The organism is Natronolimnobius baerhuensis, from assembly GCF_002177135.1.
GTDB lineage: Archaea > Halobacteriota > Halobacteria > Halobacteriales > Natrialbaceae > Natronolimnobius > Natronolimnobius baerhuensis.
This window is the reverse complement of sequence record NZ_MWPH01000006.1, coordinates 1-25,783: the sequence shown is the minus strand read 5'-3', so window position 1 is coordinate 25,783 and position 25,783 is coordinate 1. Positions and strand designations below refer to the sequence as shown.

20 protein-coding genes and 2 pseudogenes are annotated in these 25,783 nt (G+C 53.9%); 9 read left to right on the top strand and 13 right to left on the bottom strand.

Annotated elements, in window-relative coordinates:
- Positions 1–27: 27 nt before the first annotated feature.
- Positions 28–2,982, bottom strand: a complete 2,955-nt coding sequence (locus B2G88_RS18640; protein ID WP_176393301.1) for a protein kinase domain-containing protein — start codon at positions 2,980–2,982, stop codon at positions 28–30.
- Positions 2,983–3,634: 652 nt separating this feature from the next.
- Here B2G88_RS18640 and B2G88_RS19785 point away from each other — a divergent pair.
- Complete coding sequence (locus B2G88_RS19785; RefSeq protein WP_176393300.1) at positions 3,635–3,781, top strand: hypothetical protein; 147 nt, start codon at positions 3,635–3,637, stop codon at positions 3,779–3,781.
- Positions 3,782–3,887: 106 nt separating this feature from the next.
- Here B2G88_RS19785 and B2G88_RS18635 read toward each other — a convergent pair whose 3' ends face one another.
- The gene (locus B2G88_RS18635) at positions 3,888–5,585 is read right to left on the bottom strand and encodes a bacterio-opsin activator domain-containing protein (protein ID WP_087715640.1); all 1,698 of its coding nucleotides are present in this window, start codon (positions 5,583–5,585) and stop codon (positions 3,888–3,890) included.
- Positions 5,586–5,770: 185 nt separating this feature from the next.
- Positions 5,771–7,699 carry a sensor histidine kinase gene (locus B2G88_RS18630; protein ID WP_087715639.1) on the bottom strand — a complete coding sequence of 643 codons (1,929 nt, stop codon included), beginning with the start codon at positions 7,697–7,699 and terminating at the stop codon, positions 5,771–5,773.
- A gap of 577 nt (positions 7,700–8,276) precedes the next feature.
- Here B2G88_RS18630 and B2G88_RS18625 point away from each other — a divergent pair.
- The 4 genes from B2G88_RS18625 (at position 8,277) to B2G88_RS18610 (ending at position 14,862) form a co-directional block, all read left to right on the top strand.
- The gene (locus tag B2G88_RS18625; protein ID WP_087715638.1) at positions 8,277–12,317 is read left to right on the top strand and encodes a GLUG motif-containing protein; all 4,041 of its coding nucleotides are present in this window, start codon (positions 8,277–8,279) and stop codon (positions 12,315–12,317) included.
- Between the two features lie 212 nt (positions 12,318–12,529).
- Positions 12,530–13,519, top strand: coding sequence for an endo-1,4-beta-xylanase (locus B2G88_RS18620; protein ID WP_054862142.1), 990 nt, complete (start codon positions 12,530–12,532; stop codon positions 13,517–13,519).
- A gap of 681 nt (positions 13,520–14,200) precedes the next feature.
- A complete protein-coding gene (locus B2G88_RS18615; protein ID WP_087715637.1) occupies positions 14,201–14,464 on the top strand; it encodes an antitoxin VapB family protein in 264 nt (87 codons plus the stop codon).
- The gene (locus B2G88_RS18610) at positions 14,461–14,862 is read left to right on the top strand and encodes a PIN domain-containing protein (protein ID WP_087715636.1); all 402 of its coding nucleotides are present in this window, start codon (positions 14,461–14,463) and stop codon (positions 14,860–14,862) included. Before B2G88_RS18615 ends, B2G88_RS18610 begins: the two co-directional genes overlap by 4 nt.
- A 1,210-nt stretch (positions 14,863–16,072) precedes the next feature.
- Here B2G88_RS18610 and B2G88_RS20205 read toward each other — a convergent pair.
- A complete protein-coding gene (locus B2G88_RS20205; protein ID WP_394335717.1) occupies positions 16,073–16,540 on the bottom strand; it encodes a Cdc6/Cdc18 family protein in 468 nt (155 codons plus the stop codon).
- A 149-nt stretch (positions 16,541–16,689) separates the two neighbouring features.
- Here B2G88_RS20205 and B2G88_RS18600 point away from each other — a divergent pair, with 149 nt between their 5' ends.
- Positions 16,690–17,298 carry a hypothetical protein gene (locus B2G88_RS18600; protein WP_054862145.1) on the top strand — a complete coding sequence of 203 codons (609 nt, stop codon included), beginning with the start codon at positions 16,690–16,692 and terminating at the stop codon, positions 17,296–17,298.
- Between the two features lie 538 nt (positions 17,299–17,836).
- Here the strand turns inward: B2G88_RS18600 and B2G88_RS18595 are convergent.
- Positions 17,837–18,466, bottom strand: a complete 630-nt coding sequence (locus tag B2G88_RS18595; RefSeq protein ID WP_054862147.1) for a hypothetical protein — start codon at positions 18,464–18,466, stop codon at positions 17,837–17,839.
- 195 nt (positions 18,467–18,661) lie between these two features.
- Here B2G88_RS18595 and B2G88_RS19310 point away from each other — a divergent pair, with 195 nt between their 5' ends.
- Positions 18,662–18,982 carry a hypothetical protein gene (locus tag B2G88_RS19310; RefSeq protein ID WP_140408922.1) on the top strand — a complete coding sequence of 107 codons (321 nt, stop codon included), beginning with the start codon at positions 18,662–18,664 and terminating at the stop codon, positions 18,980–18,982.
- Between the two features lie 145 nt (positions 18,983–19,127).
- On the opposite strand, the gene B2G88_RS19305 is transcribed toward B2G88_RS19310, so the two are convergent.
- The 4 genes and pseudogenes from B2G88_RS19305 to B2G88_RS18580 all read right to left on the bottom strand — a co-directional run.
- Entirely contained in the window at positions 19,128–19,853 is a 726-nt protein-coding gene (locus B2G88_RS19305) for a hypothetical protein (RefSeq protein ID WP_140408921.1), read from the bottom strand.
- A 241-nt stretch (positions 19,854–20,094) separates the two neighbouring features.
- Positions 20,095–20,265: a hypothetical protein gene (locus tag B2G88_RS19780; RefSeq protein WP_176393299.1), complete on the bottom strand. Its 171-nt coding sequence runs from the start codon at positions 20,263–20,265 to the stop codon at positions 20,095–20,097.
- Between the two features lie 30 nt (positions 20,266–20,295).
- Positions 20,296–20,697, bottom strand: a complete 402-nt coding sequence (locus B2G88_RS18585; protein ID WP_087715634.1) for a type II toxin-antitoxin system death-on-curing family toxin — start codon at positions 20,695–20,697, stop codon at positions 20,296–20,298.
- Positions 20,698–20,817: 120 nt separating this feature from the next.
- Positions 20,818–21,354 (bottom strand): annotated as a pseudogene (locus B2G88_RS18580) (hypothetical protein); the annotation flags it as partial.
- Positions 21,355–22,997: 1,643 nt separating this feature from the next.
- Between B2G88_RS18580 and B2G88_RS19775 the strand changes: the two are divergent.
- Entirely contained in the window at positions 22,998–23,168 is a 171-nt protein-coding gene (locus tag B2G88_RS19775; RefSeq protein ID WP_176393298.1) for a hypothetical protein, read from the top strand.
- Here the strand turns inward: B2G88_RS19775 and B2G88_RS18575 are convergent.
- The 3 genes from B2G88_RS18575 to B2G88_RS20200 all read right to left on the bottom strand — a co-directional run bounded on the left by B2G88_RS18575 (position 23,165) and on the right by B2G88_RS20200 (position 24,817).
- Positions 23,165–23,644, bottom strand: coding sequence for a hypothetical protein (locus B2G88_RS18575; RefSeq protein WP_087715633.1), 480 nt, complete (start codon positions 23,642–23,644; stop codon positions 23,165–23,167). The genes B2G88_RS19775 and B2G88_RS18575 overlap by 4 nt on opposite strands.
- Positions 23,641–24,243, bottom strand: a complete 603-nt coding sequence (locus B2G88_RS18570; RefSeq protein ID WP_245835460.1) for an ArsR/SmtB family transcription factor — start codon at positions 24,241–24,243, stop codon at positions 23,641–23,643. Before B2G88_RS18570 ends, B2G88_RS18575 begins: the two co-directional genes overlap by 4 nt.
- Positions 24,244–24,415: 172 nt before the next feature.
- Positions 24,416–24,817, bottom strand: coding sequence for a hypothetical protein (locus B2G88_RS20200; RefSeq protein ID WP_054862151.1), 402 nt, complete (start codon positions 24,815–24,817; stop codon positions 24,416–24,418).
- A 243-nt stretch (positions 24,818–25,060) separates the two neighbouring features.
- Between B2G88_RS20200 and B2G88_RS18560 the strand changes: the two genes are divergently transcribed.
- Positions 25,061–25,465 carry a TRAM domain-containing protein gene (locus tag B2G88_RS18560; protein WP_054862152.1) on the top strand — a complete coding sequence of 135 codons (405 nt, stop codon included), beginning with the start codon at positions 25,061–25,063 and terminating at the stop codon, positions 25,463–25,465.
- A 21-nt stretch (positions 25,466–25,486) separates the two neighbouring features.
- Here the strand turns inward: B2G88_RS18560 and B2G88_RS18555 are convergent.
- Positions 25,487–25,783, bottom strand: a pseudogene (locus B2G88_RS18555) (transcription initiation factor IIB family protein); the annotation flags it as partial.

Below are 25,783 nucleotides of genomic sequence, written 5' to 3'. Positions count from 1 at the left end.
CGGCTCGGCCGGGCCTCGGCGAGCAGCCTAGCGTTGTGGAGGATTCATGTCCTCGACCAGCGACTCGAAGAGCACTTCTAATTCCTGTTCGAGGAAGGCGACATTCTCGTACCTGTCTGCTTTCTCCGGAGCGAGCGCTTTCAGAAGCACGTCGTCGAGTTCTGGTGGCACGTCTGCGATTTCACTCGGAGGCGTTGGTTTTCGGTCCGGATCGTTCTGCAACACGTTGTAGCGGTCACCCTCGTACGGCAGGGTTCCCGTAAACAGTTCGTAGAAAACGACCCCGAGCTGGTAGATGTCCGTCTCGAGGTCGGTGTCGCCAAAGATATCGGGATCAAACTGTTCCGGAGCAGCGTACTGTGGCGACAGTCCTTCGACGCCGTCCGGACGATCGAGAAGGTGGTTCGCTAGCCCCCAATCGGCGACTTTGGGAATATCCCAGTACCCATCAACCGATTTGAAGAGGATGTTCTCAGGCTTGATGTCGAGGTGGGTGATGCCAGGCCGGTGAGCATGTTTGATCGCTCTGGTGATACCCAGTGCGGTCCATAACGCCTGCTCAGTTCCAAGTTTCCCGACACGGTCACCGAGATGGCCGCCGTCGAGATATTCCATCGCAATCCAGGGAAGCGTGTGCATACCATGATCAAGGATGCTGACGACGTGGGGATGATCGTCGACTTCTTCCCAGTTTTCTGCTTCGTCTCTGAATCGGTCGAACAGTGCCTTGTCGACTGTTCCCTCAGGAACCTGAGGCTCTTTGAGAGCGATATGCTTGGTTTCGTCGCCATCCAGCCTGGCTTTATGAACGGTCGCATTTCCACCTGACCCAAGCACCGCGTCCTTCTCGAGTTGCATGTAGTCTATCTCATCTGGAAGCGATGCCTCAACCGCGTCGAATATGTCGTTTCCGGGTGCACCAGCAGCCTGTGAGGTGGCACTGGCACTCGAATCGATATGATCTTGCTGGGTTGTGCCAGCCGCATCATCTTCGGGTTCTTGGAGGGATTTCGATCCGGTCCCAATACCCAGTGAGGTTCGTTGGGTCGTCTTCGCGTTCGCTTCGGTGAGGTCTTGGAGATACAGCAGACGATCGTATTCGTTCTCAACACGCTCGCGGACAGTCTCGGTCTCGTTTGTCACGTCTCGGAACGTTTCGAGAGCGGCGTCGTACTCACCGGCGTCGAACTGATCGATTCCCAGACGAATACGTTCCTCAAGAAGTGTCGTCTGTGCCTCGACGTATTTCTGTTCGACTGCGTCGTACTGTTCATTAATGGGTTCATTAGTGACGTCGTTCCAATCCGCGACTGCATCGCTGAGATCCTCGAGAACCGTCATCGCCCTCTCGTAAAAGGTGACAGCAGACGATTCGTCTCCAGCTTCGAGTCGTTCGTTACCGCTATCGACGAGCGCAGATGCCCCATCCGAGTGAACGGTGGCGTACGCTTTGCGGGTATCCTGCTCGATGATCGCTCGCTCCTCCTCGTCAAACGCGTTCGTCTGATCGATCCGCGATAGCGCACGCGTGAGGATTTTGCTCGCTTCTTCGTACTCGTCCGGTTCCCTGTCGACCGCGTCGTTGATCTGTTGTACGATCAACTGCCGTTCCCACTTCCCTTTCTGATCGCGGGCGGTTCCGAGTAGGTTGCTCAACGCATCTCGATTCCGATCGTCTGGAGATCCGGCATCGAGGTGCTGTAAGAGATAATCTGAGACAGTCTCTGCTCGTACGATTGCGTCTCGATAGTTGCCGTTTTCGGCAGCCTGTGTTCCCGAAGCGAGCAGGTAACGTGCCTTCGCCTCGGGCCAGGCAAACGCCCCGTGGCAGTCACCGGTCTCAATATCCTCGTTAAATTTCGATCTAATCGCCTGCTGAGTGACGTGGTGGATCCGACCATCGAGATCACGATCAGCATCTGAGAGGGCCTTGGCGTTGGTTCCAAGTTCTTGCTCGAGTTGCTCGATCCGCGAGCGTTTCTGACGCAGCGCCTCGAATAGCGTCTCGCAGCGTTCGAGGTTACCGTCCCAAACCGCATCGTCGAAGGCTGCGAGAGTCGTCACGTATTTTGTTACAATGTTCTCGAGCGTGGCCTTCGATTGTACTGCCTCGAGGTCGGCCATCGCGGCGTCAATCTCGTCTGTCGACATGGACAGCAAGTCTTCGAGGTCATATCCAAGATTGTATCCTGAAGCTGTGTTTGTACAGTCACGTGCGATCGACTTTGCTTGTCGCAGGGCTTCAACCGCCTTCTCGTGGTTGGCCGCGTCGCGGTGCTGGTAATATTCGTCGACGATCTCTTCCTGTTGCTGAATCAGGTCCTCAAGTTTTTGATCGGCTTCGTATCGTTCTAGCTCATACTTGAGATTCTCCAATCGATTGCTGTCGGGAGTGGACTTCGAAATTTCGTAGCTTTTGTGCAGTCGTTGGCACGCGTTCAGCTTGGGTTGGGCGACATCGGTAACGAGTTGTTCGGCTTCGTCGTAGCGGTCGTCCTTGAGTGCGGCTTCAGCGTTCTCGACAGCGGTACGGTACTCGTTGCGGGCCTTTTCGAACCTGTGTTTTCGTGATCCGAGTTTGTGTTTTTGAGTACGGATATCGGTCCCGACTCGATACCCATGCCACGATGATTCGATGAGTGCACTGGCAGCGGGAACGAGTACAAACGCAATGGCTAGAGCAGCGAATAACCCGTCACCGGACTCGGCATCAAAAAACAGCGGCAGATGTGTCGGCAACTCTTCGATTGAACCTGAGTCAATTGCCGATAGCGTTCCGCTCCCGCTCACGTCTACTGCCCCGAGTCGCTCGAGTGGGGAGAGGATAACGAAGAGGAGCAACAACACCGGAAGATACACAGCGCCTAGACCCGGCCATCCGCTGATTGGATCCAATACAGCTGGAACGACCGCAACCAGCGCCATCGAGTCGAGGACGCCAGCGACGATTACATAACCCGCGAGCACTGTCGTTGCGGTCAACGCTACATCCTCCGACGATTTCGACTGTCGAACAACGCTCAAGGTTCGCGTTGCAATAAGAAGTGTAACAAAAATAAATACAGGGAGAGTGACAAGAAATTGAGTTGTCGAGTCAATCACAAAACCCGAGAGTAAACCGTACAGAAGACCCGCTGCGCCAATCACTGGCAGTCCAAGCCACCAGAGACCACTTCTAACCCCTGTTGGTAGTTCAGGCGTTGGATTTGTTCCAATAAACATAGTGGCGATGGCTCCAAAGATCGCAACGAAACCGACGATGATCACGAATATCATAAGAACAGTATAAAACCCGTGAATCAGTCCGTCACCGAGTATAGTTAGTATCAGCCAGTCAATGATCGCCCCTGGAATAGCAAGGACGACATACCAAATTCCGCCGAGAAGAAGCAGTATTGGGGTGACGATCAGTGCCAGTATACTGTAAAGAAAGTATTTCCCATCGGTTGTAACCCAACTGTGGTTCCCTCCATCGAATTCCATGTACGTGCACACTGTCTCTGGTGGGATGTTTATACTTTCGATGACACTAATCTGTACTTATGAGTCAATCTTACATTTAGTAAGTAGACACTAAATTATAGAACGGAAGCAGAGAGTTTTACAGTCCTGTCTTGTCGAGTCAGTTCGCGAAATGAACAGACTGTTGAGTCACTTTGGAATGAAACTCGCAGACCTGCTCAGCGAGAGCTACGTCACGGATTTCAACGAAGCCTGGGAGAACGAGCGGACGACGTTGCGATCACGCACGTCCATGTTGATCCATCGACTCAGCATTTAGCGGAGATAGCGACGCTGAAGCCACTGTTTGATACCGACGTTGATATCAAACTGACATAATCTACCCAGTAGCAGTGTACCCGAGGAAGTTGCTGATCCGTCCAGAATCACTCAGATATCAGGTCCTCGAACACCTTTGACTGTGCAGCACGAAGATGCTGAGTGAAGGTCGCTCGAGAGATATCGAGCATCGCCGCGAGTTCGCCGGTGTTGTGCCGGCGTGGTCGTTCGAAGTATCCTGCATCGAGCGCCAGTTCCAGCACCTGACGCTGCCGGTCCGTCAGTCGTTCCAGTCCACCCCCGTCGGTGTCCTCTGGGTGTGAGTGGTCGGACCAGACCGCCGTCACCGATGCATCGGCGAACGCGTCCTCAAGACGATCGATTACGGGGCGAACCGCCTCTGTAGCCTGAACGGACGCGAAGATACGCATCTGACCGTCGGCAACGACGGTTCGTCGGAATCGACTGCCCACCTCAACGAGGACCGTTTCCGGCACCGGCGTCTCCACGATGAGTCCGCATCGCACAGGGTCGCCGGTCTCATACACCTCGAGCGAGCGTACGGATACAACGGCTTCGCCGGCGTCCTCGAGCGAGTTCGCGGACGCACCCGAGATCGAGGCCAAATAAAGCACTTCATCGTCATTTCTGGGAATGACGGTTTCGACCTCGATTGTTGCCGTTCGCGTCAGTTTGCGGGAGAGCGCTACGAGGGCTGAGAATTCGTCCGCGACGGTGATCTCGAGGGGGGTGATAGCCGAAGAGAACAGTGCCCGTCGCCACTCCGTTGCCTGGAAGGCGTAGCCAATCGTTTCGGCGTACTCGGAGAGCAACTCCCTCGCTTGGCCGTCGAACGAGACCTCGTCGTTGTAGACGGCGAGGACGCCGAAATGGACGCCGTTGTGCTCGATGGGGACAGCCATCGCGGAGCCGATACCGTGCTCGAGCGCCGCGTGTCGCCACTGCGCTCCGCTCTGGTCCCCGTCGATCTCTTCGCTGGAATCGGGGCCCAATTTTGCGTCTTCGATTCTTGATTCAGCATCGACTGACACTGGTGTTTCGCCGACGGGGTCTATCGGTGATTCGACGACTGTGTCGCCACACGCCAGCGACGTCACCGCTGGCTCGGCCCCGTCGTCAGGTTTCGTCCCCGGCTCGAGGACTGCTTCGAGGTAGCTGTCGTCGCCGGCCGTGGCGAACGGGACGACCGCGCCGTTGCGATTGAGGACGCCGATCCACGCGAATGCGTACCGGTGCTCGTCGACGAAATGTTGGCAAACGCCTTGGCCGAGTTCCTGTCTGGTTGTGCTGGCGGTCACCAGTCTACGGAGCGCCTCTTTGCTCCGCCGTTCGCGCTCGAGCGCTTGCTCTGTCCGATAGGCCTCCACGACGGACGCGACCCGCGTGGCGAGGAGGTCAGGTTGACTCGCCAGTTCGTCCTTTCTAACGTAGTCGGTAACGTGCTCTCGGATTGCCGCGCTCGCGACCGATTCGTCCCCCTGTCCGGTGACGAGTACGAACGGCAGCTTCGGGTGGTCACGTCTGATCGCTTCTAGCAATTCGAGCCCGGTGCCGTCGCCGAGTTGGTAGTCACAGATGAGACAATCTGGCGACCCCGTCTCGAGGGCGTAGAGGGCGTCCTGAAGCGTGTGGGTCGTCGAGACTGAGACGGCGTCGTAGTGCCGCTCGAGGACTCGTCGTTGGGTTCTGGCCCACGTTTCGTCGTCGTCGACGAGCAGGGCGTCGACCGTCCCGGGCGGGGCGTATCGGTCGTTCAATCTAGTGTCTGTGTTCAGTGCTGTCATTGGGGTGTCTTCTCACCGCCCGCTGTGGTGTCTCCCGTCGGTGGGGGACCGTCGCGACCGATCTGGCACCCCTTTTGTGGGGAGGCGAGTCGATTTGTCGGTCGCGCTGTCGATATCACTGCTCAGAGGTCGGCACCGGACATACTAAAACGCATACCACTATGCGCTGGTGCGCCGCAGGCTGATCAGTCGCCCTCGAGGATTTCGAACCGCGCCCCACCCTCGGCCGACTCGCCGATCTCGAGGGACCAGCCGTGTGCTTCGACGATGGTTCGAACGATGGCAAGCCCGTAGCCCGCACCGGAGCCCGTACTAACCCCGAACTCGAGAAGGTGCTCGCGTCGTTCGGGCGGGATTCCGCGGCCGTCGTCCTCGACGTAGAAGCCGCGTTTCCGGGCGATTTCTCGAGCGGTGGAGTCGGCCCCTACATCCCTGTCGTCGACGGCCGCCCCGACTGTTCCGACTCGAACCGTCGTGACTCGAGTGTCGTCCGCTTCCCCTGCCCCGCTGGTCTGCTCGCTGGGAGGGGCAATTTTGCCCGCCCAGCATTCCTCCCGATTCTGGTTCTGCTCGACGACGTCAGCGTCGACGGCGATCTTGGAGTCGTCCGGGCGATATTCCGGTGAACCGTGTTCGACGGTATCCTGCTGGGTCTGTGAAGCAGGGTTCGTAGAGCCGTGCGCTACGGTATTCTGGAACAGGTTTTCGAACGCCTGCTGCAGCCGCCGTGGATCTCCCCTTATTGTCCGTGTTGACTCGATCACGAGGGTCAACTCGCCAGTGTCTACGACGTCCCACGCCGCGTGCGCGACGGACTCGAGATCGCACTCGACCGGTGACGCAACGTCGGTGCTTTCCCGTGCGAGTTCGGGGAGCGCCTCGGCGAACTCCCGCAACCGGGCGTGGACGGCCTCGAGATCGTCGAGCGACTGCTCGAGTTCCGGATCTCCATCGTCGACATCGGCACGGATGAGGTGGACCAGGCTCTCGCCGGTTGCAAGCGGCGTCGCGAGATCGTGCGAGACGACGCTGGCGAGGCGCTCGAGCTGTTCGTTTTTGGCCTCGAGGTTTGCTTGCTGGCGTTTTTGAACCGTAATGTCCGTCAGGGAAACGATAGAACCGCGTGGATCCTGCAGGCCCGGATCGATGGCGCGAACGCGGGCGATGTACTGTCGGGGCCTGCCGTCGACGTCAATCACACAGCCCATGGCAGTCTCGAGATCGGGATGGAGGTCATCGTCGTCGAGCAGTGCTTCTGGGAGCAGGTCGGTAATATCGCTGCCTTCGATGGGTGTGACGGTGGCGTCGGCGTCGACCAGGATGCGAGCAGCGCGGTTGACATCGAGGATCCGATTCGAGTCGGTGAGAACGAACACGGGATCGTCGAGGGTGTGAAAGACGCGTTCGTGGGCGACCGGGACGAAGCCGGTGAGTTCGGCGCGCTGGACGATCACCGCCAGTGGGATGCCGGCGAGAACGAAGACGACCGGGGTGAGATCCGCTGTCGGAATCGGTTGTACGCCGAGGTGGAATACGCCGTTTGCGAACCACGGCGCGCTCAGACAGGCCAAAAGCACCAGCGACTGTCGACGGTAGAGCCGGTTTGTGGTGAAGATTTCGGCGACGATCAGGGCGGTGCCGATCAGGAGCAGCCCGTAGCCGTACACGATATTAATTCGGTGGCCGACCGCGGGCGGCGTGTCGAGCAGGGCGACGCCGTCGACTATCGTGACCACGGTGTCGACGTAGAACAGCGAGTGAGATGGTGCGGTCCAGACAAGTGTGAGGACGCCCGCAGGAACAACCGACAGCAGGGCGATCCGTCGCCTCGAGAGCCAGGCCTCGTGATCGGTGTACTGGAGTGCGAAGACGAGCCAGACGATGGGCGCAGAGACGACTGAGAGATACGACAGCTGGATGAAAAACAGGAGCCACTGCTCGCTCGAGGCGACCAGATAGCCGACGTACGCCGCCGCCCAGAAGCCGATGACGAGCAGAAACAGACCGAAGGTAAAGGAGGGCTGTCGGCGGTCGTATTTTGTCAGCAGCGCGACCGCCAGCAGACCGCCGATGAGTGCCGACCCGGCGTAGGCGATCAGCCCGGCGATATACATGAGTCTGTGATTGTTTTGTACGCCAGCCAGTACCACTCTATCGGTTCGAATTTGTTCGCAAACGAATTGATCAACCGGCCCCCGACGACTTTCTCGGAGTGCCATTTCTCGACACACCACTACTCGTTGGTATTCGTTCTGTCAACACAGGGTCGTATGCCACCGGCACAGCCTTCCGACAGACGATTTGGTCTCCAACGAGTTTCCACGGGCAACTATAGTAGTCGCTGCAAGCCAATGCACACCTGATCGCACGACGGCTGCGCGATCAGTGTGTGCCTCGTTGCAGTTGTTACTATCACAATCGACTCTCCGGTCGATTTCCCTCCGTACCACCATGCACTGGTATCTCGGCTAAGTGATTCGGGTGAAAGGTACGACCCGAGAATGCGAGTCGAACGGAATACACACACATGCTACACGGGATCACCCGGCCGTCGAGGCCGATGCGACGGGGGGAACTGGTGACTGAACGGGGCTCGAGCGCTAGGGGCGGCGACCGAACGACAGAACGGATGTACGGGCGGGAACTCCCACATCGAGCGGTCGCGACAGATGCGCTTCGACGGAGTACCCGATGAATCCGCGTCGTGTTGGCATTGGTTTGCTCGTGCTGGTCGTTCTTACAGTCGGGGTAGCGGCGGCGACGGGGGCCGCGGCTGCCGACGAGACTTCCGCGCCGGATTGTAGCACCGTGGCGTACGAGACGAACAGTTTGGGGTACTACGAGGTCGAGAACGTTACCCAACTACAGTGTATCGGCGACGAGAAGCACGGGCCGGGACTCGACGAGAACTATGTGCTTGTAAGCGACATCGACGCGGGCGCAACGGCCGACTGGAACGACGGCGATGGCTTCGAGCCGATCGGTGAGTGCGGAGGCATCTCTTGTCAAGACAATCCGTTCGAGGGTGAGTTCGATGGTGACGGCCACACGATTTCGAATCTAATCATCGACAGCGGTGAGGACGAGACTGGACTGTTCGGGGCCACCAATGGGGCGGAGATAACGAACGTTCACCTCGAAGTGATTGATGTCTCCGGCGGCCAGTGGGACACCGGCGGACTCGTCGGGTTGGCGGTCGATACGGAGGTGACGGACGTCTCCATTCAGGGATCCGTCGATGGCAACGCACGTACTGGAGGTCTCGCGGGGCGTGCCCGGGGGTCGTCGATAACCAACGTGACCGTAGAAATCAGCGTCGATGGGTCCTCAATAGTGGGGGGAGTGGTCGGACGACTTGCTTCGGGAGAAGTGACAGGAACGACGGTTTCTGGAAATATAGATGGCTCCTTCCATACACAGGGTGGCATCGCTGGCAATAACCGCGGGACGATAACGGAATCCGTCGCCAGCACCGATGTCGATGGGAGCTACGATCTGGGTGGACTCGTCGGCGCGAATGAGGGGACAGTGTCTCACTCCTACGCGACAGGCACGGTTTCCAGTGACAGCGATACCGATTTGAGGCCCACCGGTGCTGGCGGACTTGTCGGCCTCAACGACAACGGAGCGATCGAGGGCTCGTACGCAATTGGGGCCGTCGACGGCGTTACGACGCTTGGTGGACTCGTCGGGACCGACGACGGTGGTACCGTCTCCGACTCCTACTGGGATACACAGAGCACAGGTCAATCAATATCTGGCGGCAACGGTGAGGGACTCACCACTGTGGAGATGACTGGCGACAGGGCCGAAGACAGCATGGAATTTGACTTTGAGGAGTCGTGGGACGTATCCGAGGGTGATTCTGCCGACGGAGCCCTCGAGTACTATCCTACCCTCCAAGACAATCCACAGGACCCAGCACCGAACGCCACGCTATACGCGGACGGCGACGGCGAGGATGACCCCTACGTAATCGAAGACTGGTACCATCTCGACAACGTGCGCGAGAACCTCGATTCGAACTTCACGCTGACGAACGACCTTGACACGGAGACGGCTGGCTACGACGACGTGGCCGATGCAGCGGTTAACAATGGTCACGGATTCGAATCAATTGGTGAGGACGGCGAGGAGTTCACGGGCTGGTTCAACGGCAGCGAGTACACGATTTCGAATCTCACAATTGACCGCGACGAGGACGTTATAGGCCTGTTTGGGTACACAGACGATGCAACCATCGAGAAGGTTGGACTCGAAGATGTCGACATTCACGGTCAAAACTATGTCGGCGGGCTGGTTGGCTATAACAATGGCGTGATCAGCGAGTCGTACGTAACCGGTGATGTCAAAGGAAGTGGGGAAGTTGTTGGTGGGCTGATCAGCTACAACGATGGCATAGTCAGCAAGTCGTACGCCACTGGCACTGTCGACGGAAACTTTGTCGGCGGGCTGGTCGGCTACAACACCGAAGGCACAGTCAGCGAGTCGTACGCCACTGGCGCTGTCAACGGAACGACGGCCGGCGGGCTGGTTGGCTTCCACGACACCGAAAGCGATGTCGAAGACTCCTACTGGGACACTGAAACGACTGGCCAAGACGACTCGGCCGGGGGTGGGGAAGGCTTCACCACCGCCCAGATGACCGGCGAAAACGCTACCGCGCTCATGTCCGACTTCGAGTTCCCCGCTGAGAGCACCGATGGCACCTGGCATGCCACCAACACCTACCCGGCGCTCGCCTGGCAAGACATCGAGCCGTTCTACGGGGTGAACGTCACCGATACCAACGCACCAGTCGGCGAGGGCGACACCCTCGAGGTGACCTCCGAGGTCACCAACTGGGGTGCAGACGGCGACCGGACTGTCGAACTGCGTGATTTCGACGGCGACGAACAGGACACCAAAGCGATCACACTCGAGAGCGGTGACTCCGAAAAACGTACCCTACGATGGGACACCGTAGTCAGCGACGCCGGCACGGGAAGCGTGACCGTGACGAGCGGCGACGACACTGACAGCGAGGTGGTGACCGTCGAAACCATCCCCCAGCAGATCGACGCGACCGTGACCGTTGACGGGGCGGTTGCCGACAACGATGAAGAAGTCGAGATTGAGGTGACCGTTGCGGACGCGTTCGAAAGCCCCGTCGAAGCGGCAACTGTCGAGGTAGACGACGCCGATGGGCTCGAAGATCTTACTGGCGAGACCAGTGAGACCGATTCAGACGGTAAGGCAGTGTTCACCGCGACCTCAAGTGACGCCGGTGTGTACACTCTCGAGTTCAGCGAGTCCGATGCGGGAACTGCAGACGCCACCGTAACGTTCGAATCGGGCGACCCCGCTGACGTTGCAATTGCTGCCGATCCCGCCAACGAGACAATCGCCGCCGACGGCGAGAGCGCGATCACCTACACCGTCGTCATCACTGACGCGAACGACAACCCGGTCGCAAACGTCGACGTCGAAGCCGATGGCAGTGATGGTTCCGATCTTCATCTCAACGGCGACGAGACGACGACGACTGCATCCACCGACGCTGACGGCGAGGTTACCTTCGCGGTGAATTCGACGACGGCACAGGACGCCGTCGAAATCGTCTTTACCGAACAGCAGACCACAATCGACGCTACGGGATCTGTCACCTTTGAGCCCGGAGACGTAGCGTCGGTCGAACTCGATCCGGCCGCAGAACAGACAATCGACGCTGGTGAGACCGTCGATTTCGTGGCGACTGCCTTCGACGAATTCGGGAACGTCGTCGAAGATGACGACACCGCGTTCAACTGGACGAACGCAGACAACGGCACGTTCGAGGGAACTGCCGCTGGCGAATACGAGGTGACTGCTGAACTGAACGAGGTTGAATCCGCTCCGACAACGGTGACCGTCGAAGCTGTGCCCTCCACCGGAAGCGCGACGAGCAGCCCCAGCACAGCAGTAGACAGCGATGAGACGACATCGGTTCGCACTGTGGGTGATGAGCTTCGAGCAGACATCACTCCCTCCGTTAGCGACGGTATCTCCGAATCACACCTTGAATTCAGCAATACCCGAACGATCGAACTCCGGTTCTTCACTGACGACACTACAGCCGAGGACCGCCCAGTAGCGACGACCGAGCAACTCGACATTGAACTCTCCGACTCGATCGACACGGCGTTAACGATCCGTGAGGCCAGCACCCCGACCACCGACGACGTTCGCGACCTGGATCTGGGTCTCGAGGCGGGTGGCTACCTCCAGATCACCACCGACTTCGAATCCGACCAGCTCGAATCGGCGACAATCGAGTTTACTATTCCGACCGAAGCGCTCGAGACCGCCGACGGTGACATCGATGCGGTCTCACTGTATCACTTCGATTCAGACACTACTGAGTGGCGGCCACTCGAGACGACAGTACTCGACGAGGCGGATAACAACATACGCTTCAGTGCCGCTGTCGACGGCTTCTCGCAGTTTGGGGTCGGTGTCGGCACGCCTGACGTGGACGATCCCGACTCGACTGCCGACGACACGGATGCTGATGAGGCGTCCGACGTGGATGCAGATGGTGATGACTCGAGCGCCGGCGATAACGATCAGGATGGTACGACCGACGCTGTTGAGGATGGGACACCAGGGTTCAGTGTTGGCATCACGTTACTGGCAATCGTCGTCTCCCTCGCCGCTGGCCAGCGGTTCCGAGATCCGAATCGCCCCGAGGGTAAGTGGTTCGAGAATCGATGATTCTCGTCAGTATGCGTCTTGAAACCTTAGGGCCGCGCTCGGCCTGAAATTCCATGGTGGGATTCCCGCGACTTTAGGCGCGGGAGGAGGTCAAGCAGAGGGGACTGTCAACTGTCATTCTTTCCTCGGACTAATCCCACAAGGGTTCATCTGTAACAATATTGTTTCCGGTATCCATACGGCTTTGTCGCCTCGCGCTCGCGTATCTGCGAATGTCCAGTGACAAGACACTCCGCGAACTGGCCGACGAGAACGGCGTGACGATTGGGGCAGGCGTTCCCGCTCGATCATTCAGACAGTATCCTGACGATCCGACACTCGCACAGACGCTCAAGCGAGAGTTCAACGCGGTTACGACAGCGAACGCGCTGAAGATGGGGCCGTTGCGCCCCGAACCCAAGGTCTACGATTTCGATGACGCCGACGCGATCGTGAACTTCGGCGTCGAGAACGACATGACCGTCCGGGGACACACGTTGCTCTGGCACAAGCAAACCCCGGAGTGGTTCCTCGCCTGGGACTACACCGACGACCAGTTAGAGGCGTTCGTCCGGGATCATATTCACACGGTGGCCGGCCGGTATCACGACAAGGTGGACGTCTGGGACGTCGTGAACGAAGCGGTGGCCGATGACGGGTCGATGCGCGAGACGATGTGGTACGAGGCAATGGGTGAGGAGTATCTCGACAAGGCCTTCGAGTGGGCAAACGACGTCGCGCCGGACGCCGATCTCTACTACAATGACTACGAGATCGCGTCAGACAACGACAAGGCCGACGCCGTCTACGACCTCCTGGAACGTCTGCTCGAGCGTGGTGTGCCGATCGACGGCGTTGGGATCCAGATGCACTCCCTTCCGTCGTATCAACACACTCGAGAAGATCCCGAAGCGGTCGGCGCAAACATCCGTCGTTTCAAAGACCTCGGCTTGGACGTCCAGGTCACCGAGATGGACGTCGCGTACGGTCCCGACGAGGAGTTCGACGATCGCCTCGAACACCAGGCACAGTACTATCGGGATGTCCTCGAGGCGTGTCTCGACAACGGCTGTAACACGCTCGTCACGTGGGGCGTCCACGACGCGGGTACTTGGCTTCAGAATCGCTACGACGTGACGGCCGACCCACTGCTCTTCGACGAAAACTTCAATCCTAAGCCCGCGTACTACGCGATCCAAGACCTCCTAGAGAACCGGAGTTGACGCGCACGAACTCCCCACTACTGAGAGAGGTGTGCGCACTACTGAGAGAGGTGTGCGCTGTACTCTACAGGCGGAGCAGGCCAAGTGTCTGGGGATTTGAATCCGAGGCGGTTCACAGAAATGCAAGGAGGAAGCCCACGACTTCAGTCGTGGGTTACTGACAGACGAATACGCTACTACTCGGCGAATGTAACCAACCCTCGTACAACCCGCGTTCGTCCTGTCAGTTAGTTTTCTCAGAGAGTCACTAGGCCTCTCTCGAGGCGTCCTGGAACCCACTGTCCCCGGTCACCCGAAGACACCAGCTGTCACCGGCTCTTATTCTTCACCTCCCGTTTCACCCGGGATTGCTGCATCGGCGGGCAGCACCAACCGACGTTCCGTGTACTTTCCTGAGCCTCCTCGAGTTCGGGATCGTTAGCAGGAAGCGCTTCTCCACGTGGACGCAATTCTCTGTGAGCCTGTTCTCTCTGATCCAGTGAGCTATAGGAATTGGCCCCGTATTCGTATTTAAACTCGAGGACGGCCTGTGGATTCGTATACAACAGGAACAATAGCTGTACAGGAGGTGAAAAATAGCAAAAGTGAGTTTGGAAAGACGGGTAGAGCTGTCACAGTGGCGTTCTCTTTCGGAGGACCAACCCAACGACTAAATCCTGTCAACGCGAACGTTGACGTGACATGGCAACCGCCGATGAACAGATCCGAGTCAGCGATCGAGTGAAGCGCATCCTTGATCGACGCCGTCACGAGGGAGAGTCCTATAACGACGTTCTCGAGCGTGTCCTCGACGAAGACAATGAGGGTGACTTCTACGATGGTTTTGGCCGGTGGTCAGATGACCAGGCCGAGCGCGTTCGCGAGCAGCGAGAACAGGCAAAGGAGAAGCGGAAAGCGCGAATGCGACGACTGGCCGGCGATGCGGGTGAGGACGCGGACGCATGAAGGTTCTCGACGCGAATTTTCTTATCGACTACCTCAAAGGCGATGAGGCGGTCAAAGAGTTTTACGAAGCTAACGGCGACGAGTCCGAACAGTGGGTTGTTCCTGTTCCAGCGTACGCCGAGGTATTAGTTGGTGAGGGGAATCTCCCAGCTGGGGATGTCGAAGGTGCTCGCGCAGATCTCGCGTGGACCGAAAAGCACGCAGTTGACGAACACACGGCCGTTCTCGCTGGAGAGATCGCTGACGAGATCGGGCCAGAGGGACCGTTCCTTGACGGTGTCGACGCGATTGTGGCAGCGGTCGGCCGAGAATTGGATGCACCAGTCGTCTCAACAGATGGCGACCTCACCCACGACGAAACGAAGAAAGTCGTCGATACCGAGGATTACCGCAACTGAGGCATCGATATCTTGTATGTGTTTTTGCAATTGGATCTTCACCACGTCGTCGTGCAATTGCTCTCGTTCGACTGACCCCTCGAGCGTCACTGTCCTCTCTCCTGCTCGTCGAGAACCTCGAGAAGGGCGTCTCTGTGCGTTTGAATCGTTCAAGTGATCCATTCACACTTTCATGTGCTCGCTTTAATTGCTGAGCCGCTTTGTTATTTGATGGTTTAGTTGTCTCGAGTTTCATAACAGCCCAGACTCGTTTCTCCAACGGAGTCAAGTTTTCAACATCATCTATGGTAGCGTTTTCAATGTGTGAGGGGACTGTGAGATTACTTTCTGGGATAGAATATTCATTGTGGGTTCCGTTATCGTGGCCGGGTGGAGTATGTCCTGGGCCTCCGTTATCGTGACCAAGTGGAGTATTCTCTAAATTGACAGCTGGAGATCCGGAATTTGCGAGCGCCGGCATTGATACCACAGAACTCACCATTAACAACACCATTGAAATGATGATTAATTAACTAAGATCACTCTTAGATTTTCTAGATTTGATAGAAGTACAAATTCGACTTATACTTTTTATTATAAAACGAACTTAAAATAAAGACAAGCTGTGACAATATCCCATACTTTATGACCCTTCACATCAGATATTTAATGGAACTATCTCAACAATAAATACTATATAGGAATAATCTTTCAATTAGATTGAATAAAATGGCTACAAATCTCAAAATGGCATCTTCATTAAATATAAAGAAACTCGCAACCTCTGTCCTTATTGCTGGACTCGTATCGTTTATCGCCTGGTATACTATGGACAGACTAGGATATTCCAATTCAGCAACTGATGTTCCATTCGTAATTGGAGTAACTTTTTTTGTTGGATCAATATCACTCTATGCGATAATTCATATATATGTGATAACCCAGACTCGAACCAAACAGTCAGAAACAGGATTGAGGTGGCTATTGGCTAGTAAAAATATAGGTCTAACAATAATATCGTTCCTTCTTATAGTGTCATGTGTCGCAATCCTTAGCACGGCCCCATATTTTGTGTTTGATCATCAGTGGAGTATTGCACCAGCTCAAGCTGGGAGTTTTGTATTTTGGTCTCTTATCGGCATCATCGTCACAACAATTGTTGTTAATTCAATCTCATTGATAATTCTCTTTCTCCCACATATGTAATAGTAACTCTACTGATCACATCACCTCATATTGGTTTGTAGTCCAATTCCTCGAGTACCTGCTCACACACGCGATAACGCGGCGCGTGCGACGGCCCTTTGTTGACGACTAACTCATACCCCCCGAATTTCGGCATCCAGCCCCGAACAGTGGGTTTCGTACACGGATCGTCAACCCGGTCGCGGTAGCACACATACAACTCACCGCTCGTTGACGGCCCGTTTTCTCCTAGACACTCAAGCGCAATGCGTTGGTCGCGCGACAGCGACAAGAGACGCGACCGAACGATATGGCGGGTTGCATCGGGTTCGGCATCGTTGATCGCCGCTTCGGTGAGTTCCACCCGGTCGCCAAATTGGAGGTTCCGAACACTGTGATACAACAGCGAGATTGCCTGCCGCGCATCCCCATCCACGCGCCGGGCGATATACTCGAGGTTATCCTGTGAGACCACACCCGGTTCGATTCCGGCCTGTGTGCGCTGCTCGAGAATTGAGACGAGCTGTGAATCGCTGTAGGCGCTAAACGGAATCTCTTGAAGCGAACCAACACGCGAGTTCAGCCGCGGATTCTCTGGGTTGGATGCCTGCCACGGCTTGTTCGAAATGACATCAACATCAGCCCATTGACGGCATACAACTCGTGGACAACCTCGAGACTGTCAAGTTGATCGGCCTCATCAAGCACGCGAGAGGCGATCCGCTCAACCGGTTCCAATGCCGCTTTGATCGATGTTTCACCTGGGGCACGAATGACCTGAATGTCCACCGACTCTACGAAGATGGACGCTGGAACGCCCCTGGGTGGATCGCGGAGGCAACTGCAACTCGGATTCGCAGACGCCAGTTGGAGGCGCTACAGGAACAGACTCTCGAGGTGGATACCTCACTGGATGTCATCCGACGCAAACCGATCACTCTCGAGGCCGAAGGCGTTAACCTCGACGCCCTCAAGGCGACGTTTGCACGGACTGCGGCAGATCCATATGTATCCACGAGTTCCGATGCCGTCACAACTGGCGAACAAGAGTCGGTGGCTGAGACTGATTCACTCGAAGAACAGTCGCTCGAGGCCGAACTCCTCGCTCGACTCGACGCTATCGATGCAAAACTCGAGCAGTCCGACAAGACCGTCAGAGCTCGCGTGCTGAGTGGCGGAGAGGGAGAGGCAGTTCCTCCAATTGCTGGAGCAGACAGAACTCGAAGCTGGAGAGATTATCGAGCTATCGTTCAATCCGGATTCGCGAAGTGAATGACATCCTCGTTCGTCAGTTACTGCAGCGATGAATATGCTCGTGCAGACTGGCCTCGACTACGATGTCATCCGAGGCGAACGGCGAATGCAGTGAGCCGTAAGCACACCGAGGGAGCAGCGACGTGCGGGCTGTAAACGTAGAATAGCCAATCGCTTCAGACAAACTCCAATCAAATCACATAGGTGGGACCAAAGTGTTAACGTGCTCACAGAACGGCGATAACGTCATCACAGACAAAATGAGTGAGTGGGCAGCGAGACGGTCGGTGTCTTACTGAGCAGGCACGGCAATTCTATATTTGCAGATCAATCAGTTGACTGACCCGCTGCGCGAATTGCGTCTGGGTCGAAGTGATCAAATTGTGGGAAATCCTCTCCTCGAGCCTCTGAGAGTGCTTCTGCCCCGCTAACCTGTGAGTTTATTAAACTGTTCAGTTCTGCACCCCATTCTGGGGCAGGGGTCGAATTGATATGCGCTACCCACTGATCAATCGCGTCGAGCCGTCGCGCCAGACGATCAGGATCGATATGTCTGTTAGACCGATCCGTTTTCTGCTTGGCGTTTGAGCTCATGGAATTCACCTTCTACACCATACTTAGAGACCATTCCTTCTAAAAGTTCGCTATTCAATTCGCCTTTACAGATCTTGAACAGATAGTATGCATCCTCGAAATCCACGTTCCCTCCCATATCGAGTTTGTAGGCAATCTGCACCTCAGGGGCTACTATCGGAAGATGGATTTGGTCACCGTCATCTAATCCAATGATTGCTCTCCGCTGGTTTTGAAACGATACGTGACTAAGATCCGTCGGTTTCAATTCGACAGATGGAATTCGCTTGCCGTCACGAGCGACTCGAATCGGATCTCCATGCTGGAACATCTCGTTCATACTCGAAAGAGGCATTGCTGATCCCCAATAGCCACGATTCTCGAGTTCATCAGCCAAGGCTTCAATCGTCTCTGTTGAGATGTCACTTATCCCGATCAGAGTGTCAATGTCTTCTGTCCCTCGAGATCGACCCATTAAAACGACCATATAGCCACTGACAAGGACGTGCTCAATTCCCTGCTCAGATAATGCCGAGCTCACATCACCCGCTAAGACGTCGAGCGCGTTCAAATCTCGATTTATCCGAATGTCACCACTGTCTAAAAATTCCATCAGTTATGTCTCGGTATAGTGTTTCACTGCAGTCTTATTAATTCCTGCTCAGGCTAACTCTTCAGGATTTTCAGTAACCATTATGCATAAATATTCTTTTTAGTTTACATAATATCTTGTAAACAGTTGCTATGAATCCACACTCACTTGTTGGAGTGAATAATGGTTAACTGGTAGTGTAAAGTATCTTTCATAATGGAAACAAGACCGGACGGTGATCAAGGTGACAGTACGCGTATAACGGTCGATATTCCCCTTCGAGATGGTCGCTTATTCAGGGGCGACGCCACAGACGACACAACTGATCTGAAAGATTTAGTGGAAAAGATTGAGGAAGGGAAAATAAATGAAGTAGATGCAAACGAGCAGATTGAACAGAACATCACCTGGCTCAATGGACTCTACGGACTGGTCAATTCATTGAATAAGATACCAAATTCAGCGCAAGCATCATGTGTATCGGACATTGATTCTATTGAATCTTATCTTAACCGTGCAAAAAAAGCAGATATTTGAATTGGTGAATATATTATCTCCCAATATCGAGTGACACAGATATCAATTTATTTTCTCATATTATTTTCTCCTGAATATTATTTGTTGTGATCCTCAACTAATATGACCAATGTAAAATGGAAAATACTAACCCATAGGGCACAATTTATTCTCTAACTACTAGTATAAATATTATACTAAAAATAACCATATATAGTCCAGTAAAATCTCCGGCATTGATGTAATATTGATCTGAGACGAGTATTAGCGTGAATCCAAGAGAGAACAAAAGAAGAAAGAATAGTGGAAGACCAACAGTACCTGCTTTTGGATGGATTGACACAATATTCTGTATCGATGTGTCTGATCCAGTGGTAAGCACATATTCAATAAAACTAAATCCATCTGGCATTACTTCTTTCTCCCACTGAGATGGTTTTGAATGGAAGAAATAATATAATGGTAATATAAGAAGCGGGAATCCAAGACCAATCGCAAAAGCTAGCATCCCTACCTCACCTTCTAAAATTGGCACCACGGAGTTCTGGTTCACTACGCCACCTGGCAGTAGTGTACGGTAAACAACTCCTGGCATAGCAAGCGTAATACCTGCCGGTGCGAGGATATTTCCTACCGGTGAACCAACACCCATAATAAATAGAACGCAATAATATATGCCCATCACTAATGCAGCACTGATTGCTGCATAGGTAGCGATCACCACCCCGTCTCCAACTACTATTCGACTCATGCCAGAGTATACTAATATCCAAAGAGGGATGCCCAAAAGGTACAAAAATATATGGGTGAAAGAGGAATATGTGTCGAAGGGTTTTAATCCATCCATTAATGTCGTATTGCTTTGAGAGTCTTGGTTTGTAAATTTAGACATTTGAAGGAAGATCTAAGGTCGAATATAATTACTCTTTCTGTATACGTACACCATCATATTTCACATGTAAGCGTATTGAAACCTTAGGGCCGCGCTCGGCCTGAAATTCCATGGTGGGATTCCCGCGACTTTAGGCGCGGGAGGAGGTCAATCTCCGTAATGGTTGTTTGGTCACGGGGTGTCGTCACTAAGTAGTGAAACAGCTGTCAATAGCTAAGGAGGTGCTGAGAATACTGTTGAGTTACTCGTCTTCGAGCGCTGCGTAGATGTCTGCGTGGCGGCGTCCGTCAAGCTTCCCCATTTCGAAGGCGATCTCGTGACGTTCGGCGTCGCTCTCGGCCGCCTGATACCGCTCGTACAGTCGGCGGACTTCTTCGTCGACCGTCGCCGAGGAATCGGTGCTGGAAGCCATCTCTGTATTGAACGTACTCATTGTATCCCTTTATCTGTTGCGACGAGCACACGCTCGGAAGTAGATCACTGCGGTCTTAATGTCGACGGCGGCTTCATCGGTTGCAAAGCGGTGCAGTAAGGCCCGAATTTCGTCGCCGTAATCAAACGTGTGTTCGTTCAGCATGTAGAAGACAACCACTGTTCGGAGTGCAGTCCGCTTGTTCCCATCGACGAAGGGATGATCTGCAACGAGAAGACGCATCAGATGCACCGCTTTTTCATGCAGTGTCTGTGGAACCTCCCCAAAGTATCCTTCAGAGACGTATTGTACTGCAGATTCGATTGCGTCCTCCGACCGAATTCCGGGTTCTGTGGTGTCACCTTCTTCAACGATCTGCCTGTGGAGGTCAAGAATGACCTCAACCGAAGGATACGCGACGTCGTCAGTCACATTCGCATCTCTCTCAGGCTAGCCAATAGTTGTTTCTTTGCAGCGTCGATCGCCGTACGTGATGTTTCTCAACTCTCGAAAATGAGTTCGAGTCCCTGCTATTAGCGACGGAACGTTCCCAGGAACAAGTCCAGTCCGGATCTCGAGGTCGACACGCCGCAGATGTTTACAACCGCCGTCTGGTTGGCGTTGATCGAAATCAGGTCAGGTACACGTCTGCTTATCGACGTCGACTTCGTACGTACTCTCGCTCTCACTGACGACCTCGTACACGGGTCCGCGTTTGACAAAGTGGACGTCGATCCCTTCGGTGAGCGCACGTCGAGTTCGTGGCTCGTCAATTGAGTAGCCGCCAGCCTCGAGGGGAGTTGCTGGTTGGGGCTCTTCGCAAGGAGTGGTGAACTCATCGCGACGGTTGCGCTCGTGGCCGCAGTTCTTGCAGCGCCAGTACCGGGTCCGATACTCGTAGCTGTCTGTGAGGTCGATGTGGTAAGGTGATGGGGCCTTTCCAGGGAGCCACTCATCGATTGCGACGAGTTCGTGTCCGTGTAGACGTGCGATATCGCCTGGATAGCTTTGGGAACGGCCGGTCGAAAATTCGTCATCAGTCGGCCGTTCTCGATGCGTCTCGCTATAGATTGGTTGGTCAGTACTCATCTGTAATCTCGAGGCACACTTCAGTGCGCCTCGTGCCTGTTGGCGCACAAAAACTTGGCATGGTTGCTATTGATATCTTAAAGTCGAAAAACCTGAATGAGTGGTGTGTGAGTAGTCTTCGAATCAGTGACCTACGCTGAATTGAGGGGGCTCCTCCTCCAAACATGGCGAATTACTGACTCAAAGTTGCAACACCCTCATCCCACCAGTTCCGCTGGTCCTGATTGATGTCGTACTTTGTTGGATTTCGAGTTAGTTATTGAGTGTATCGACAACGATGATAGGATGGATCTAAGGGTATTGGTGGCTCATAGAATCTAGTAACTGAAACCATGTTAACCAACACTGGATGTCACCAGTATCGCTTGTAGGTTAAGACTATACAAACAGTCGTCAACTCTCGTTACCGATACAGCATGACTCGGAGTTACTCTACACTGTTCCTACGTTCTCCCTACTGCGACCGAGAAGGACAGCATTAGACCGCGTCAGTGTCGCCGCTTCAATCCGGTTCTGGGTTTTCTGTCCACTGCGACTTCATCGCGTTCGTCGTGGCCGTCCTCGTGATCGAGCGGTTGCAACGACCAGAAAACCCAGCACGGGATTGAAAGTAATCTCTACTTGTTTTCTACTCGGTCTCTACCGCTGTTGCAATGACCAGAAAACCCAATACAGGTTGAAACAGGGCCTCAAGAACAGACGTTAACCCACAACTATGAGGCTGGGCAGATCGCTGAAGCACTCTCTGAAAGACTTTCAGTCGAGGGCTCGTAAATTAAATCATCTGGCTTTGTTGAAATTCTCAGCAAGTGACAGATTCTATCCCGGTGCGGTCAGTACAAGCCAAGTAATTAATAGACGAAACGCTCCAAATTATATAATAGACTCCCCACATCATATGTCGCTACAGCAGTATCGAAAACTCACCGGGATTCTCTCCGTTATAGCCGGAGTAGTTATTCTTGGTATCGCTTTGTCACAACCCAATTTCCGCACAGTTCTATGGGGATTATTCGCTATTTCACTCGGGTTGTTTGGTTGGTTTAAAAACTGAAATACTGCTCGGTACGCAAGCGAATTCTACCGGCTGTTTCAGTCGAAAAACATCTGAAAATAGGATTTCAACAGAACCTCCGTGCCACATTCGCGCTCTGTATTCAGTACGGTGTTCGTATCAGTTGTGAAGGGTTTCAACAGAGTCGGAAAAGCATATCGAGACCCCTCGAGGCTTGATCCCAAGTCAGCGATTTTAACTGTCAGATCATCTCATTAGAAGTCGAAAGAGGGTATTTTAGCTCTCGACGGAAACGCCCAGATCGATTCTAACGGTCACTATAGCAGAGGTCCAGTAGTCAACCCCACAGATCTCATTCGAAGTCCCTGATAGCCGAGAACTCATGAATGAGTTTGAAACGGATACAGTGGAACTCGAAACAACGGCACTTGCTGACTTTGTGTAGTCAGGGGGGAGAGTAGATTTCCGCTGTATAACATCTTGTTTGAGCCTGAAAGCACCTCTGAGTACATTTTGGGCGAACAAAGGAAACGTACTTACTGTGTGTACAACCTAGTGAAGAGTGTCATCATCACCAGTAGCAGCTACTGTCGTTCAAACCAGCAGTTGTGATCGTTGATCGCTGGGTGTGAGCGACGAAACCAGAAGTACGAACGTCGATATCGGTCATTCCGTTGTAGACGATGTTGATAACGACGAGGTCGACAAGGATTCGGAAAACTACACTGAGGAGACCAGTGATCCAGCTACAAACAACTCGAGCGACACTGAGAGATGGTTCGATCCGGCGTTTCACTAACAAAGGCAGTCCTGTGTTCTGGTCAATTGAACGATTTCCTCGTGAAGCTGCACGGCTACTTGATAGATCGTTTGAGCGCGGTACTCGCCAGCTACTCCTGTCCGGTAATATGATTCTGACCGGTTCTCAATCCACAGCTCTTCGAGTCGATCAGCAACGTCTCGTCTGAAGAGACCTGCTTGCACACCAAGGTCGTACACTTCGGTATGCCGTTGGCCAGCGACATCATATCCCTTCTCTTCAACGTAGAATTGGATCGAGCGCTCGATAGAGACGAAACACGCCTCGATAATTACTGTGAAGTGCCCGTTACGATTGAGAAGAAAATCTGCAGCATCGAGAAGGCGACACGCTTTCCGTAACTGAAGAACAGCTGAGTCAGAAACGTGCTCGAGTCCGACCTCAGGATTTGTGGGTTTTCTCTGGAACGCATCTTCCGCATCACCGAGCGCCGACTCAAACTTTTTCGAGGTCATTCGTCACCACCTCCGAACAGATCGTGCTTCACTTCCCACAGTGCCTCGTTCTCCGAGAGAACGACACCCTCCTGTAAAATTGGTTGGAGGTCTTCCCCTCGTCTGCAGGCGCTCTCCGGGGATTCGACGAAAACTTCGAACTCGTATCGCTGTCCATCTATCCGTTTTGTTTCAAGTTCGTGGGTGATATCAGAGATCGTTCGCCGTATGGCCACCAACTTGTCATCATCGTCGACAAGCACGAGAAGATCGATATCACTCATACGGTCTGCTTCCCCTCGTGCCACACTTCCGAAGCAAACTATCCCGGCTGTTGAGGATAGTTCCTCTCTAACCTGAGACACAAATTTCCGAAGTGGTTTCCGGAACTCGGTCTGTGGTATCTCGAGGAATGGGTCGTCAGCCTCTCGTAGTCTGTGATCGTTAATCCGATATAGCGTCTTATTGCCGATGTCTCGCCTAACAATCAACTCCATCGACTCAAGCAGCGAAAGCCCCTTTGAAACGCTGGGGCCGCCGAATCCAGTGAGTTCTTGGAGGTCTCTGTTCCCAAATTCAGTTGATGGATTCTGGGCAAGAATTTCGAGGATGTCGTCCATTGCCTCATACCTGAATATTTGCTCGTCCGGTAGCGGTAACCGTACTTCTATCTCCATCGTTATGTCTGATATAACGCTTTACATCATATATAACATTTATCAGTGTCGGGTTTGAGCGCGTCAAAAACGGTATAGTCGTTTCACCGAACCGTATTACCGCGTGAGTTGTCTATTAGACATCGACGCTATCCTGCTGTTCCTCCTCAAGCCGTTGACAGCCAATAACTAATGAATCGGGAATACGGGACGCTTCCGCGTGGAGCGCTTCGATAACCACTGCTACTTCATCGAACCGTGGACCGCAAGAAGCGACCAATGGTTCACTCTCCCAAGTAATAAACTCCATATCCGCTAACATCGGCAGATGGACGTGGTATAATTCCTGACGAAGTTCTTTCGGGTTAGGTGGAACGTTTGGCATTATTGCGCTCTCGGGTAGCGGGACTGATTGATTGGGTCCAGCGTCCAAGAGAGAAACAATGAGTTGGCGACGCGGCTCCGACGAGAGAGCGTTGAAAACGGTGTCCCACTTCTCGATGACTTGTTCACCGTTTTTGCGATGTATCGACACCATGGTAACGCATAGCACGTTCGAGCCGCTGACGTTTGTATTTTGAGGTGTGATAAAACGAGTTACTCATTAACGAACTCTCGTCAGTCTGTGCATAGTCTTTATCGGTCGGTATGTCCTTCACCTGTACTTACCGCAGAGGGTACCGAACCTATCATATTTTGTAGATTTCAACAGAGCCAGAAATTTTGTCACCGATGGGCTCAAGAGGGTATCTACACAGTGCTTTGAGAAGGAACGATAGTGATGCAGATTCCCGACACCCTACTATGTTTGTTTAGTGCTAGCGTGACAGAACAACGCGATTCGTACGTTATCGAAATTCCCAAGTCTGAAATTGAAACTGGAAATCTTCGAGAGGACGACGTATATCGCGTTGGATTATTTGAAACGAAAACCACTCCTAGCGAGGACAGCACACAGAGACGAGAGGAAGACACTCTAGAGCCACCTGTTGCGGAAGGCGAAACCCGAACTGTAGATATTGAAGGTCTCGGAGAGCAAGGTGATGGCGTTGCTCGTGTCGAGCGAGGCTATGTGATCATTGTCCCCGATACGGAGAAGGGCGAACGAGTGACCATCGAACTCACGGATGTCACAGAAACCGTTGCCTTCGCCGAGGTTATCGAACGCGAGGACTACTACCTGTGAACTGATTCCAACTGAGCAACGTTAGCTGTGAATTCCCATTGCAGCGATTTGCTCTTGATAGCGATTTCGGATCGTGACCTCAGTTACTTGCGCAACATCCGCGACCTCACGCTGGGTCTTTTTGCTATTGCACAGGAGCGAAGCGGCATAGATGGCCGCTGCGGCATATTCAGTCGGTGATTTGCCTGACAGCAACCCTTTCTCGGCTGTCGTATCGATGATTTCGTTAGCTTTCGCTTGTACCTCTTCGGGAAGTTCGAGTTCAGAACAGAATCGAGGGACGTATTTCTTCGGATCGACAGGCTCCATCTCGAGGCT